The organism is Streptomyces californicus (assembly GCF_000717645.1).
GTDB classification, from domain to species: domain Bacteria; phylum Actinomycetota; class Actinomycetes; order Streptomycetales; family Streptomycetaceae; genus Streptomyces; species Streptomyces californicus.
In genome coordinates this window covers 298,220-312,243 of sequence record NZ_JNZZ01000001.1, presented here as the reverse complement: position 1 = coordinate 312,243, position 14,024 = coordinate 298,220, and the positions used below count along the sequence as shown (strand labels likewise).

Here is a 14,024-nt window from a genome sequence, read left to right as displayed (position 1 = left end):
CCACGGAGAGCAAGGAGCATCGCCATGCCCGCCACCGGTCCCGACTTCATTTCGCTCCAGGCGCGCGACCTCGACGCCTCGCAGGCGTTCTACGAGCAGTACCTCGGCCTCGTCCGTTCGCCGGCCGGGCCCCCGCACGCGGTCGTCTTCGAGACGAAGCCGATCGCGTTCGCCCTCCGCGAGGTCATCCCCGGCACGGACCTCGCCTCCGTGCCCCAGCCCGGGATCGGCGTCGCGCTCTGGTTCCACGCGACGGACGTCCAGGCGATCCACGACGCGCTCGCCGCCGACGGCCACACCATCGTCGCGGCCCCGATCGACGGACCCTTCGGCCGGACGTTCACCTTCGCCGACCCCGACGGCTACCACGTCACGCTCCACGACCGCGCCTGACGGTCCCGGGCGGGGACTGGAGCCGGGTTGCGGCGGGTGAGTAGCCGCGCGGATGGCGGGCGGCTGGTGCGGGGCGGACGCTCGTACGCATGGATGATCCGAGACGCCCGAGAACGGCCCGCCGGATGTGGGCCCTGGTGCAGCCTCGTCTGCTGGGAGCGGTGGAGCGGCCCTTGTTGGTCGTATTCGCCGGTGTGGCCCGCGTGTGGACGGCTTTCGGCTCGACCGGCCGTCGCCGAGCGTGCCGCCTTGCTTCCGCCGCCCCGGCCCGCCGGGCCGCGCGAGACGCGGAGGCCAGGCTCCGCGCCATCGTGGCCACGTACGCCGTGAGTACGCCGCTGGAGCCGCGCCTCCTGGTCATCGAGGACCGCTACGCGCCCGGGGTGGCGGGATCCGGCCTGTTCACCCTGCACAGGGCCGACTGCAGGGTGTCCTGCCGGATGCTTGTCACGGCGTACTTCAGTTCACCGCTGCCATCGGCCGAAACGCTCTCACGGATCCTCGACGCGGGGGAGCGCGCCTTGTCCGGCATCCCCTTCACACGTGAACTCGTCGGCTCCGACCGCCCGCACGACTCCGGTGAACTGTCCCGGGCCGGACACGCCTTGACCTGGGACCGGCCCGCCGCCCCTCTTCCCGAACCCGCTGAGTCTCCGTACGACCATCGCCTGCGTCTTCTGTGCGAGCCCTCGCCCGAGGGAGGTGTGCAGGGCGTCCGCAGCCGGTACGGCACGGTGTTCGCGCTGACCCTGCCACCGGTCACCTACTACCGGGTGCCGCGGTGACGTGTCGCTCAGTACCGGTCCGGCCTCGACGCCACCGGGTGGGTTCGACGGTGCCGCCCCTCGCCTGCCGCAGACCCCGCCCCGGGCCCTTCGCGGGGGCGGTGCCACCCGCTCGTGGACAATGCCTCCCATGACGCCTGAGCCCAGCGCGGACACGCATCCGCTCGACCAGCACCGTGACCCGTCCGAGGCGGCCCGGGTCCGCGGCATGGCCGCCGAGGTGGCCGCCCGCTTCGGCGGCGACCTCGCGCGGATGCGGCGGGCGAACGGGTACTCGAACGCGACATGGGTCGGTGACGGCATCGCGGTGCGAGTCGCGCACACTCCCGTGGGCATGGCCCGTGAAGCCGCGCTCGTACGTGCTCTGCCACGGGGGATCGGACACCCGGAGATCCTCGGGGAGGGAACCACCGAAGGACACGGCTGGATCGTGACCAGGGAAGTCCGCGGCCAGAACCTGCACGAGGCATGGCCGACGCTGACGGCTGCGGAACAGCGGCACGCGATTCGCCGACTGTGGGCCCGCGTCCACCTCGCGCACGACGCGAGCCCGTCCCTCAGGACGTACGTCGCGGCACACGGGGGCTTCATCCCGGCCGCGCTCGGCGACGCAGCCGCAGCCGCAGACCGGACCGCCGCCGCGCTCGGGCTGTCCGGCCCCCGGCAGTCGCGGCTCCACGCGGTCGTCGAGGGCTACTTCCGGGCTGCGCCCCTCGTCGAGCAGTGCGTCAACCACGGCGACCTCGCCCTGATGAACGCGTTGTGGGACGGAGAGGTGACCGCCGTGCTGGACTTCGAGTTCGCCGTGCTCGGCCCGATCGAGATCGACCTGTGCCGCCTGGTGTGCGAGGCCCGCGTGTCCGACGACGGCCGACGCGTGGACTCGGAGGCGGGCGCGGCCGCGCTGGAGATCGCCGCGCGCCACATGCATCCGGTTCACGGTCCCGCGCTCATCCACGGTGCCGCGATCCTCGACCAACTCCGCGACCTCGACATCTGGCTCGCCCAGGACAGCCCGGACGAACGGGCCGAGGACTGGCGCCCGAGCCGCCTGCTCACGGCCCTGCTCGACGCCGACGGGGGCTACCTGGCACCCCTGCTCGGATAACCCTGCGGCCTCGTCGCGCTCGGGCGTTCCTGCTGCCGCCTGTGGCGTGCGTTCATCGAGTCATGCGCATGTGAGGTGCTTCTCGGCGAAGGCGGTGAACTGCTTCAGGAGGCCGGGGAGGGTTTTCCGCTCGTTCTGTCCCTTGGTGCCGCGCAACTCGACGCTGAGTCGAAGATACTTTCCGGGAAACAGATCAGCGCTTTCGGTGGGGCGGCAGGCGATGTGGGTGGTCGCGCCCGTATTCCAGACGAGGCCTTTTCTGCCGAGGGGGATCGGGTCGGGGTCGGCTGTTTCGTAGAGTTCTCGCTCGGCGAAAGTTTCGTCGTCCTCCATCTTCGCCCAGGCGTGGAATCCGTCATTCCCGTCAATGTACAGAAGGCAGCTCGCAAACCATTTTCCCTCTGAGAAACGGAAGGGGTCGGAGTCCTCCCTCAGGTTGTCGCCGACCGGAAGCAGGGGCTGCACGTCCTCTGCGGAGAATGCGTTCCAGCAGAAGTCTGCAGGAAGTTTTGGTGCTGCCTTCTTCTCCTCCTGCGAACAGCCAGTTGCGGTTACCGTCAGAGCGGCAGAAAGGGCGACGGCAGTCGCGACTCTACTGATCGAGTGCATGTTTGATGCTCCTTCAGGGGCGGTTGGCTTGCGCCAGGTCGCGTCCGACGGAGTGCGCGCCTGCGGTCGATGCGGAAGCAGACCCCTGGTAAACCTCGTACTCGGCGGGTGTCAGGCCGGCGGCTTTTCCGCCGGCGGAAACAGCCTTCGCTGCTGCGTCCCTGGCCGCCTCTTCAGCGCTTGTGTAGTCTCTCCCGGACGCCAATGCGGCTTCCTCCGTGCTGTCCCTGCTCGACTTCGCCACTGCCGTCGTGGTGATGTCCTCCTGGATCCACGTGACGACATCCCCGCCTACGGGGAGCAGCTCGAGATACTTGGCCCCTACGAGATCAATGATTCGATTCGTCCACTTCGCATTGTTCTCGACGCCTTCGTTGTACTCGCTGTTTTCATGTGTCTTGAGGTCGATGACCGCGTGAGCCCTCGCCTCGGACATCATCCCCGCGATTTCCCCGCCCGGATGGACGGCGTTACGAATCGCCTCTCCCATGTCCGCGTGGCGCTCGGGGTGACGGAGGGCGTCGCCCACCAGCCCCGTCGTGTAGGCCTGCTGCGCGTGGGTGATCGCGCCGTAGGCGTCCGGGTCCTGGCCGACCGAGCCGAGGAAGCGGGTCATCAGGTGCTTCTCGAACTGGGCCGGCTCGCCGAACGGCTTGATCTGGCCCGCGGCGTTCTCGGCGGTCGCCTGCAAGTCCGGCATGTACTCCGCCGCCATGTCGCCGAACTGCGGGGCCAGGGCGCTCAGCGGGCCGGGCGGGTCCCCGGCCTTGGCCGAGATCAGTTCCGGGTTCGTGCCGATCTTCTCGACGACCTTCTCCATGACACCGCTCATGTCCTTGGAGTGGCGTACCGGCGGTGCGTCGTCGTCGCCCGGCACGCGGCCCGTGACCGCCGCCTCCAAGGCATTGCCCATGGCCTTCTGGCCGAGCGTGGTGCCGCTGTCGGCCGTCGCGTCGTACCAGTCGTCCGCGGGCTTCTTGTCGAGCATGTAGTCGACCACACTCTGCGCGTCCTTGCCGCTGGTCTCCAGGTCCAGCATGGTGACGATGCCGTCGTTGTTGGTGTCCGACCTCAGGCTCTCGTTGAAGAACTCCGCCGCTGCCGCCGGGTGCCTGCTCATCGCGTCCATGAGACCGGTGAGCGGGTTGAAGCCCCTGCCGCCCTCCGCGCCGAGGTTGAACGCCATGTCCTGGTTGTACGGCAGGTTCCGGGACCAGATCTCGGGATCCTTCTTGTCCATGGCGATCAGGTCCCGGCCGACCGACGTCAGGAACCGCTGGTCGTACGTGCCCTCCCTCAACAGGGCCCCGAGGGCCTGGTAGCCGTACACCTTCGTGCCGACCCCCGCGAACCCGGAGACGTCGATCTCCTGGCGCCCCGCCTTCAGCAGTCGGTCGGTCCAGGCGGCGTCCAGGTGGTTCGGCACCGATGGGGTGGTGGCCAGGCCGAGCAGTGCCCCCATGTCGCTCTGGATGTCGCGGACCAGGCCCACCCGGTCCGCCCCCGCCGGGCCCAGGGACGTGGAGTCCAGGGACATCCGCGCGAACGCCTCCAGCGTTCCCTCCGCGCCCAGCCTGCGGTAGAAAGCGGTGGCGAACTCCGGGTCACCCCGGTTGTCGTCGATGATGTCTTCGAGTTCGCGCAGTGCTTCGACGTTGCGCGCCGTGCCGCCGGCGCCGGTGACCGTTCGCAGCAACTCCGCTGCGTGACCGGCCTGTTCCGCGTCGAGGGTCTTGTAGGCGGGCTTGGTGAAGTCGTGCTCGCTCTTCATATTCGCTTCGAGCGCGCGCTTCAACGACTCGTCGGCGTCGTGGCAGTCCTCGACCACCCGATCGACCCTTCGCTGCCAGGCGGCGACCGCCTCCTCCTGCTGCCGCAGCGCCTCCGGAAAGGCCGGATCCCGTCGGGCGGTACGGTCGTCGCGCAGGTCGTGGCGTGGCAGCACCTTGCCCCTCGCGTTGATCACCACCCCGGCTGCCGGGCCTTCCTCGCCCTGCATCACCGCCAGTTGCCTCTTGGCGGAAGTGAACGACGTGCAGGCGTCCGCCAGCAGTGACGCGATGCCCCGAGCCTGGGTCGCGGCATCGTGGAATTCGGAAGCCGTCTTCCCGATGAACTCTTTGGTGACCCCGGCGTTGACCCCCTCCCACCGGGCCTTCTCCGCTTTCGCCTTCATGCCGGTCCGGGCTTCCTCGGCGAGTTTTTCGAGCCGTGCCGCCATGGTGTCCCAGTCGTCGGCCGCATTTCTCAGCCTGCTGACGGGTGCGTTCATCACATCGTCGAATGTCAGCATGCTCGATCCCCCCGGAGAACGGCTGGCGGCGGCGCGGCAGGGCCGAGCCTGCGGAGCGTCAACCTATCCCGGGCGATGCAGTGCAACGTATGCATGTGCGATTTCTGGACAGGCATTCCGGCGAGGTTGAGGGGATCGCGCCGGTCGCTCACGGGGCCCGGACCTGCGTCGCCCGTGATGCGGACGGCCGCCCGGCGGAGGCGGAGGCGTGCTGGACGGGGCCGGCACGGTGCGGAAGGCTGCGGGCATGGTCGGTCGAGAGTTCGCCGTCAGGGCCGTCGAGGAGCAACTGGAGCGTGACTACCGGCGGTGGCGTGCCGTGGACGAGGCGGCGCTCCGCATGGCCGTGGCGGAGGTGGAGGAGCACGAGCTGGTGTGGATCGTCCACTGGACGTCCGAGGCGTTCGCGCGCACCGGGGACCCGAGGTTCATGCTCGCGGGCAACGGCCCGTACCTGGTCGACCGGATCGACGGAGGGCTGCACACGATCGGCGTCGTCTCGTCGGCGACGGGGGCGTGGGAGGACGACTACCGGGGCCGTGTGAGGGGGTTGCCGGTCCGCACCGCCGTGGACGATCTGCACGACGCGCTCCGTGACCTCGCATCGGCGCGCGGTCGCCTGCACGCGGTGCGGACCCTGCGTCGGAGATTGCCCGTGCTCTCGCCCGCCGACGCCCTCGCCTACGTCAGCGCGTTGCTGGAGGGCGAGGCGCCCGCCCGCCTGGTGGCCGTCGCCACCGGGGAACTCGTGGAGCCCCTGAACCCGGTGTACGCGGTGCGGACCGTGCTGAGCGGCACGGAGGTCCCGGGCGACCGGGCGTGAGGGGCGCGCTGCGGAGCGTGGACGCGGGGTGCGTCGGCGGCGGAGGCGCCTCGGCGCTGTCGCCGGGCCGCTGTCGCCATCGGCTCAGGGGCGGCGGCCCGATCCGCTCCGGTGAGCCCGGACACACTGTGCGCACCGACGCGGGGCGGATACGGAACCCGGGAGCCGGTCCGGAGCCGCCCCGGACCGCACCCACGCAAGCGTTCGCCTGGGCCTCATGTGCCGTGGGACGGCTTGCCGTCGGGTCGGTCCTTGCTCCCGGCCGGGGAAACGCGGACGTTCGGGGAGACCTTCCCGGCGCCGGAATCCGTAACCCTTCGCTCCGTATACTGTTTCCACACCGTGACGTTCACTGCGCGTTCACGGCTGTGGTCGTTTGTAGGATGAACTTGACCTTATCTGTATACCTGAATAGCGCATCGAGTCTGCCGGGGCTGCGCCGCGTGCGGCGTCCGGCGCTCGGGCTGCATCCGGAACGGACTCGACCTTGACCACGCCTGACATCTCCGTGATCATCGGCGCCTACAACGCCATGCCGTATCTGACGAAGACGCTGACTTCCGTGGTCGAGCAGACCATCGGACGCGATCGTCTGGAGATCATCACCGTCAACGACGGGTCCACCGACGGTACCGGCGACGAGCTGGAGCGGTTCGCCGCGCAGTACCCCGGCCTTTTCCAGGTGTTCCACCAGGAGAATTCCGGCGGCCCCTCCGCCCCCCGCAACAAGGGGCTGGACAACGCTCGCGGCAAGTTCGTCTTCTTTCTCGACGCCGACGACTACCTCGGTGCAGAGGCTCTCGAGCGCATGCTCGCCATGGCGGAGAAGAACAACACCGACGTGGTGCTCGGCAAGATGGTCGGCGTCAACGGCCGAGGCGCCCCCGCCTCGATGTTCCGGCGCAACCAGCCGCGTACCGACGTCTTCAACTCGCGGGTCTACTGGGCGCTCAACCCGTTGAAGCTGATCCGGCGAGAGCTGATCGAGAAGCACGAGCTGCGCTTCCCGCTCGGCTACAAGACCTGTGAGGACCAGCTCTTCACCGGCATGCTCTACCTCAAGGCCGACGGTATCTCCGTCGTCGCCGACTACGACTGCCTCTTCATCGTCAAGCGCGACGACGGCGGCAACATCACCACCACCACGCGGGGCGCCGACACCCGGATCCGCGTGCTGGAGCTGATGGTCGACATGGTCGAGAAGCAGGTGCCGGCCGGCCCCGACCGCGACGGGCTGATGAACCGGCATCTGTCGATCGACATGTTCCACGCCTTGATCCACCTGGCCAGGGAGTCCGACCCGGAGCTGCAGAAGAAGAACTACCAGCAGCTGGCCGCCCTGCTGGAGCGCTCCTACCCCGACTCGTTGAAAGCCCAGGTCAACGCCGTCACGCGGCTGCGGTGCGAGCTCATTCAGCGCGGGATGCTGCAGGAGACGATCGAGCTGGAGAAGGTCGACCGCGAGCACCGCTCGACCGGCGTCCAGCCCGATGTCCTCGTCGAGGGCGACCGCGCCTACACCCGGCTGCCGTTCTTCCGGGACGCCGACCGAGGCATCCCCGACGAGATCTACGACGTCACGACGGCCCTCCAGGACCGGCACCAACTGGATTCGGTCACCGTGGACGGCAGCGTCCTGAAGATCACCGGGCACGCCTATGTGCGACGGGTCTCACAGGACGCGGCCGCCACCGAGCTGGTGCTGCGTGAGCGCGGCAGCAAGGTGGAGCACCGCTTCCCGACCACGGTCCTGGCGACCCCCGAGCTCGGCGCGGGCAAGGAGGATGGCGGGAAGTACCGCTACCCCGCAGCCGGTTTCTCGGCCGAGATCGACCTGGCGAACGCCGTCGACGGCAGCCGGCTCCCCAAGGGGCTGTGGGACGTCCTTGTCGCTGTCCGGATCGAGGACGTGGTCAAGGAGATCAGGTTCGGCCACCGGCGGCTCCCCTCGGTGCAGTCCGCACCGCAGACGTACGTCGTCACCGACGGCGAGGAGAACTTCGCCGCGGCCCTGTACTACACGAACCCGTACAGCAACCTGACCCTCGACATCGGCGAGAAGATGCACAAGGTCGCCGACAAGCTGCACGTCGACAGCGTCCGCTGGTCGTCGTCGATCCCCTCGCAGCTCGAAGTCTCCGGCAGCTGGAAGCTGGCCGCGGGGCCCGTCTCCGCGCTGAGCGTGCGGCTGCAGAGCGACGGCGGCAAGGCCGTCACGCTTCCCGTCACCCCGCAGGGCGACCAGGGCTTCACGGCGAACGTTCCGGTGCAGGGGCTCGCCTCGGGCACCTGGGCCGTGTCGATGTGGCTGCCGTCCCAGCGCGACGAGGGCTGGTCCAAGCCCGTCGCGGTCCAGCCGGGCCTCAAGAGCACGCGCTGGTACCGCCGAGGGCTGCCCTGGTACGTCGTGCCGGCCAAGCGCGGCAATCTCGTCCTGCGGGTCGGCCGCGTGGCGCTCGTGAAGGCCGGGGTCAAGCGGCTCCGGGCGCTCAGGAGCGCCTGAGCGCCTCCGCCTGATCACCCCCGGCGCACCCGCCCCGCGATCCGGCGGCCCAGCCGGCCCAGGGCGCTGGAGCGGTTCCAGGCGCGGAAGGCGCCGGCCCGGCCGCTGCTGCCGGTGCGGCCCACCGTCGCCTCGACCTCCGCGACCTCCTCGGCCGACATGGCGCGGACAGCCGGGCGCAGGACCTCGGCGAGCAGCGCCGCGGCCACCGGGGGCCAGGCCGTGCCCGCGTGCGGGTGCGCCGTCCAGACGGTGAAGCAGTCCGCCGCGTAGGCGGGCTGCGTGCGCAGCCGGGCCCGTACGGTCTCCGTACGGGCCGCCCGGTCGTACGCGGCGACCAGCTCGGCGTCGTCGGCGTGGACGAAGGCGTACAGCTCGGCCCCCGGGCGGTCCGGGGCCAGCAGCCGTTCCACCAGGGCGGTGTGGGCCCGTTCCCGGAGCGCCGGTCCGACGGGTTCCGCCCGGGCGCACAGGGCGCGTACCGTCTCCGTCCAGCCGGGGTCCGGCGCGCCCGTACGCAGCTCGCGCGCCAGGTCCAGCAGCAGGAGGCCCGCACGCTCCCGGCCGCCGATCTCCTCGGGGAACCCGCGCAGCAGGTCATGGGCGAGGGCGGCCCCCTCGTCGGCGCCCGCGGCGGCCGGGCCGTCCGCGTGCGATCCGGCGGCGGACGGCTCCGCCGCGGAGGCGCCCAGCGCCGCGTCGACCAGGCGCGCCCACGTGCCGGCCGCGCGGTGCGCGTCCGACGTCGCCGCCTCCAGCAGCATCCGGGCCTCCTCCACCGAGGGGGCCCGGTCCTCCCACACCAGGCCGACCGCCGTACGCAGCACCAGCGGCTCGGCGAACGGGGAGAGGCCCGCCGACCGCAGCACCCGGCGCCAGACGGCCGCCCGGTCGCCGCCCTGCGCCGCCATCGCCCCGGGCGCCTCGGCGCACATCCGCAGATGCGGCAACGCCTGCGTGCCGGTGAACGGCAGCGCCACCCGCTCCAGGAACCGCGCCACCGCCCCGGGATCGTCCGGCGCGAGCCGGTCCAGCGCGCCGAGCAACGCCGTCCGCACCTCGAACTGCTCGTCCAGCAGCTCCAGCAGCGCCGGGGCGAAGTCCGGCGGCCCGCCCGGGTCCGCCCCGGCCCCGCCCGAGGGACCTTCCCGCCCGCTCCCGTCCACCGGCTCGCCGCATCCGACCGTCTCGGCGGGCAGCGCGGACGCCAGGCGCGCCACGACCTCCGGCAGCAGCTCGGCGGTGTCCACGCCCAGCAGCCGTGCCACGCGCAGGAGTTGCACCGTCCGCGCCACCGGGTGCGTGCCCGCCGCTCCGCCGCGCAGCTCGTTCAGGATCTCCGGACCGAGCCGCTCGGCGACCGCCGCCCCCTCCGGGCCCGTGAACGCGTCCCGGTGGGGGAGTTCCACCGATCCGTTGCCGCCCCGGACCGCCTCCGTCACCAGCATCGCGGCCAGCGGAGCGGACACCGACGCCGGACAGCGGCCCTCCAGCGCGCCGAACAGCCGCCCGACCGCGTCGAATTCCGCGCCCGTACGGTCGTCGACGGCGGGGGAGGTCAGGGCCTCCACCAGCCGGCCCGTGCGCGGTGCGTCCAGCGCGTACGGGCGGTCGGCGGCCCAACCGGCGGCTGCGGACCGCTCGTCGGGGCCGAGCGCGATCCCCGCACACAGCGCCGTCACGGCCAGCGGGCCCGCGGCGAACGGCTCACCCGGCAACTCGCTTGCCACGTCGAACAGTTCGGGAGACCTGCTGCGCCAGACCCGCGCCGCCGTCACCGCCCACACATCCCCCGCACCACCGACCGCCGGAGACGGCCCCGCACACAGGTGGACCCGCAGACCCGCGCTCCGGGCCGCCTCCGCGTCCTCGGGCCGCACACCCACCACCCGCAGCGTCGAACTCCCGGGCCGGCGCGTGTACGTGGTGAACGTCAGCCGCTCCGCGTACGCCCGCGGCAAGGTCGCGGAGGCCAGGCCCAGCCAGCGCGCCACGTCCGCGCACTGCCGCTCCACCAGCACCACCGGACCGCCCCCGGCGGGCTCCACGCCGCTCGCCCGGCGCAGATCCGCCAGGACCGCCGCGAGCCAGGGGCCGCGCGACACCGCGAAGTCGTCCAGGCCCTCGGAGACCGCCGCCGGACCCGGCGGCAGCGACAGCGGATCCGGTACCGGCCCGCCCGGCGTCGCCGCCACCCAGTGCGGCGACCGCCACGCCTCCACCGCCATCCGGTCGTCCGGCAGGGGCACGCCCGGCGGCACGTGCACCGCGTGGGCGTGGAACCGCACCCCCGGCCCGCCGCCCGTCTCCCGCACCGCCGCCGAACGCGCCACCAGCCGGCCGCCGTCGGCCAGCACGGCATAGGTGAACGGCTGTGGCAGAGAACGGAGTTCACCATCCGTCGGGCGTTCGGCCACGCCCTCGGGAAGGCCGTGGCGCAGCAGGGGCTCGATCTCGGCCAGCAGCGCCCCGGAGACCCCGGGCCCGACCGCCGTGAACCGGCCCTCCGCTTCCTGGTCCCCCGGCGCGGCGGAGGCGTAGTGCATCTGTGCAAGGCTCATCTGTCGGCCCTCTTCGTCCTGCCGCGCCCGGTCCCCGTGCCCACCCCGTACGGCTGGGTCGGGGAGGAGTCCGCAGCCGCGGGGGCGACGTTATCAAGGGCGGGAAAGAACTTCCTACGCTGCGTCAGGCGTTGGCCCGAGCTGTGGGGGCCGGGACGCCGGTGCCGGCGAGGCGAGGCCCCGACACGGGGCTCGGCCCGGCGACGCTCCCGTCCGGCGGTACGGAGTGGCCGTCCGGCGGTACGGAGAGGCCGCCCGGCGGCAGCGGTCCGTGAGGCCACGGCCAGGTGTGAAGATCTTCTGCGGCCGCGCTTAAGAAATCCTCGATGGACCCGGGCCCCGTCGTGCGGCAGATTTCTCCGTGACGGCCGAGGATGGCGCGTGGAGCCTTGCGGCGCGTGCCCCGTACGCCGTCCGTATGCCGTGCGGCCGTGCCGTGCGTACGACGACGTGCGCTCGCGCGTCGCGTGCTCCGCCCCGGCCCGCCGCGCCCCCGCCCCGGGGGGCGGACCACCGAAGACCACCCCGGGCCGCAGGGCTGTCGACCGCCCCGAGGCCCGGGGCACCCACCCGCGTACCGACGTCAGGGAGCCACAGCCGTGAAGGCACTCGTCAAGCAGAAGGCCGAGCCCGGACTGTGGCTGATGGACGTCCCGGAGCCGGAGTACGGCCCCACCGACGTCCTGATCAAGGTCCTGCGCACCGGCATCTGCGGCACCGACCTGCACATCCGCGCCTACGACGGCTGGGCCCAGCAGGCGGTCACCACCCCGCTGGTCCTCGGCCACGAGTTCGTCGGCGAGGTCGCCGCGATCGGCTCCGACGTCTCCGACATCGCGGTCGGCGACCTGGTCAGCGGTGAGGGCCACCTCGTCTGCGGCAAGTGCCGCAACTGCCTCGCCGGCCGCCGCCACCTCTGCCGCTCCACCGTCGGCCTCGGCGTCGGGCGGGACGGCGCGTTCGCGGAGTACGTGGCCCTGCCCGCCTCCAACGTGTGGGTGCACCGGGTCCCCGTCGACCTCGACATCGCCGCGATCTTCGACCCGTTCGGCAACGCCGTGCACACCGCGCTCTCCTTCCCGCTCGTCGGCGAGGACGTCCTGATCACCGGCGCGGGACCGATCGGCATCATGGCCGCCGCCGTCGCCAAGCACGCCGGGGCCCGCAACGTCGTCATCACCGACGTCAGCGAGGCCCGCCTCGACCTCGCCCGCACGGTCGGCGTCAGCCTCGCCCTGAACGTCGCGCAGCACACCATCGCCGAGGGCCAGCAGAAGCTGGGTCTGCGCGAGGGCTTCGACATCGGCCTGGAGATGTCCGGCCGCCCCGAGGCGATGCGCGAGATGGTCGCGAACATGACGCACGGCGGCCGGATCGCCATGCTCGGCCTGCCCGCCGAGGAGTTCGCCGTCGACTGGGCCCGCATCGTCACGTCGATGATCACCGTCAAGGGGATCTACGGCCGTGAGATGTTCGAGACCTGGTACGCCATGTCCGTCCTGCTGGAGGGCGGCCTCGACCTGGCCCCCGTGATCACCGGCCGCTACGGCTTCCGCGACTTCGAGGCGGCCTTCGACGACGCCGCGAGCGGCCTCGGCGGCAAGGTCATCCTCGACTGGACCGCCTGAGACCGCCCGCCCGACCGCATCCCTCTAAGGAACCCGCATGTTCGACTCCGTACGCGACGACCTGCGCATCACCCTCGACGAGATCCGCGCCGCCGGGCTGCACAAGCCCGAGCGCGTGATCGGCACCCCGCAGTCCGCGACCGTCGAGGTCACCTCCGGCGGCCGCCCCGGCGAGGTCCTCAACTTCTGCGCCAACAACTACCTGGGCCTCGCCGACCACCCCGAGGTGATCGCCGCCGCCCACGAGGCGCTGGACCGCTGGGGCTACGGGATGGCCTCGGTCCGCTTCATCTGCGGCACCCAGGAGGTCCACAAGGAGCTGGAGCAGCGGCTCTCGGCCTTCCTCGGCCAGGAGGACACGATCCTCTACTCCTCCTGCTTCGACGCCAACGGCGGTGTCTTCGAGACCCTTCTCGGCCCCGAGGACGCGGTCATCTCCGACGCCCTCAACCACGCCTCCATCATCGACGGCATCCGGCTCTCCAAGGCCAAGCGCCACCGCTACGCCAACCGCGACATGGCCGAGCTGGAGACGCAGCTCAAGGAGGCGTCCGGGGCCCGCCGCCGCCTCATCGTCACCGACGGCGTGTTCTCCATGGACGGGTACGTGGCCCCGCTCCGGGAGATCTGCGACCTGGCCGACCGCTACGACGCCATGGTCATGGTCGACGACTCGCACGCCGTCGGCTTCGTCGGCCCCGGCGGTCGCGGCACCCCCGAGCTGCACGGCGTCATGGACCGGGTCGACATCATCACCGGCACCCTCGGCAAGGCGCTCGGCGGAGCCTCCGGCGGCTACGTCGCGGCCCGCGCCGAGATCGTGGCCCTGCTGCGCCAGCGCTCGCGCCCGTACCTCTTCTCCAACACCCTCGCCCCGGTCATCGCCGCCGCCTCCCTCAAGGTCATCGACCTGCTGGAGTCCGCCGGCGACCTGCGCGAGCGGCTCGCCGCCAACACCGAGCTGTTCCGCACCCGGATGACCGAGGAGGGCTTCGACATCCTCCCCGGCGACCACGCCATCGCCCCCGTCATGATCGGCGACGCGGGCCGGGCGGGCCGGATGGCGGAGCTGCTCCTGGAGCGCGGCGTCTACGTGATCGGGTTCTCGTACCCCGTCGTCCCGCAGGGCGCGGCCCGCATCCGCGTCCAGCTCTCGGCCGCGCACTCCACCGACGACGTGAACCGCGCCGTGGACGCCTTCGTCGACGCGCGGACCGCGCTGGAGGCGGAGACCGCCTGACCCGGCGGCACGGCCGGCTCACCCGAGCAGGCCCCGGCGGGCGGGTCGGTCGGGTCGGGACGTCCCGCGCGACCTGGGACA

The 14,024-nt window shown here is 71.7% G+C and carries 10 protein-coding genes; 7 read left to right on the top strand and 3 right to left on the bottom strand.

Features of this window, described 5'->3' with window-relative positions; translation table 11 throughout:
• Window positions 1-24 precede the first annotated feature (24 nt).
• The 3 genes from IF19_RS0101330 (at window position 25) to IF19_RS0101320 (ending at window position 2,286) form a co-directional block, all read left to right on the top strand.
• On the top strand, window positions 25-393 hold the full coding sequence (locus IF19_RS0101330) for a VOC family protein (RefSeq protein WP_030114889.1): 369 nt from the start codon (window positions 25-27) through the stop codon (window positions 391-393).
• 326 nt (window positions 394-719) lie between these two features.
• Window positions 720-1,178 carry a hypothetical protein gene (locus IF19_RS0101325; protein WP_128647552.1) on the top strand — a complete coding sequence of 153 codons (459 nt, stop codon included), beginning with the start codon at window positions 720-722 and terminating at the stop codon, window positions 1,176-1,178.
• Window positions 1,179-1,308: 130 nt separating this feature from the next.
• Window positions 1,309-2,286 (top strand): phosphotransferase family protein, encoded by a 978-nt coding sequence (locus tag IF19_RS0101320; protein WP_030114891.1) that lies wholly within the window; start codon window positions 1,309-1,311, stop codon window positions 2,284-2,286.
• A 60-nt stretch (window positions 2,287-2,346) separates the two neighbouring features.
• Here the strand turns inward: IF19_RS0101320 and IF19_RS0101315 are convergent, their stop codons facing one another.
• Window positions 2,347-2,895 (bottom strand): hypothetical protein, encoded by a 549-nt coding sequence (locus IF19_RS0101315; RefSeq protein ID WP_128647553.1) that lies wholly within the window; start codon window positions 2,893-2,895, stop codon window positions 2,347-2,349.
• Between the two features lie 13 nt (window positions 2,896-2,908).
• Window positions 2,909-5,116 carry a DUF6571 family protein gene (locus tag IF19_RS0101310; RefSeq protein WP_234315935.1) on the bottom strand — a complete coding sequence of 736 codons (2,208 nt, stop codon included), beginning with the start codon at window positions 5,114-5,116 and terminating at the stop codon, window positions 2,909-2,911.
• 319 nt (window positions 5,117-5,435) lie between these two features.
• On the opposite strand from IF19_RS0101310, the gene IF19_RS0101305 reads away from it, so the two are divergent.
• Together IF19_RS0101305 and IF19_RS1000000135315 are read left to right on the top strand one after the other, a co-directional pair.
• Window positions 5,436-6,011, top strand: coding sequence for a YrhB domain-containing protein (locus tag IF19_RS0101305; RefSeq protein WP_030289824.1), 576 nt, complete (start codon window positions 5,436-5,438; stop codon window positions 6,009-6,011).
• 487 nt (window positions 6,012-6,498) lie between these two features.
• Entirely contained in the window at window positions 6,499-8,514 is a 2,016-nt protein-coding gene (locus IF19_RS1000000135315) for a glycosyltransferase (protein ID WP_050492630.1), read from the top strand.
• Between the two features lie 14 nt (window positions 8,515-8,528).
• Here the strand turns inward: IF19_RS1000000135315 and IF19_RS0101295 are convergent, their stop codons facing one another.
• Window positions 8,529-11,075: a GTPase-associated protein 1-related protein gene (locus tag IF19_RS0101295; RefSeq protein ID WP_078580392.1), complete on the bottom strand. Its 2,547-nt coding sequence runs from the start codon at window positions 11,073-11,075 to the stop codon at window positions 8,529-8,531.
• Window positions 11,076-11,674: 599 nt separating this feature from the next.
• On the opposite strand from IF19_RS0101295, the gene tdh reads away from it, so the two are divergent.
• Window positions 11,675-12,703, top strand: coding sequence for an L-threonine 3-dehydrogenase (gene tdh / locus IF19_RS0101290; protein ID WP_030114899.1), 1,029 nt, complete (start codon window positions 11,675-11,677; stop codon window positions 12,701-12,703).
• A 37-nt stretch (window positions 12,704-12,740) separates the two neighbouring features.
• The gene (locus IF19_RS0101285; protein WP_030114900.1) at window positions 12,741-13,943 is read left to right on the top strand and encodes a glycine C-acetyltransferase; all 1,203 of its coding nucleotides are present in this window, start codon (window positions 12,741-12,743) and stop codon (window positions 13,941-13,943) included.
• Window positions 13,944-14,024: the final 81 nt, after the last annotated feature.

Bases quoted from the DNA above. Each gene is read 5' to 3' on its own strand.
- IF19_RS0101305 (WP_030289824.1), top strand. From the start codon at position 5,436: ATGGTCGGTCGAGAGTTCGCCGTCAGGGCCGTCGAGGAGCAACTGGAG.
- IF19_RS0101320 (WP_030114891.1), top strand. From the start codon at position 1,309: ATGACGCCTGAGCCCAGCGCGGACACGCATCCGCTCGACCAGCACCGT.
- IF19_RS0101285 (WP_030114900.1), top strand. From the start codon at position 12,741: ATGTTCGACTCCGTACGCGACGACCTGCGCATCACCCTCGACGAGATC.
- IF19_RS0101295 (WP_078580392.1), bottom strand. From the start codon at position 11,075: ATGAGCCTTGCACAGATGCACTACGCCTCCGCCGCGCCGGGGGACCAG.
- IF19_RS0101330 (WP_030114889.1), top strand. From the start codon at position 25: ATGCCCGCCACCGGTCCCGACTTCATTTCGCTCCAGGCGCGCGACCTC.
- IF19_RS0101310 (WP_234315935.1), bottom strand. From the start codon at position 5,116: ATGGCGGCACGGCTCGAAAAACTCGCCGAGGAAGCCCGGACCGGCATG.
- IF19_RS0101315 (WP_128647553.1), bottom strand. From the start codon at position 2,895: ATGCACTCGATCAGTAGAGTCGCGACTGCCGTCGCCCTTTCTGCCGCT.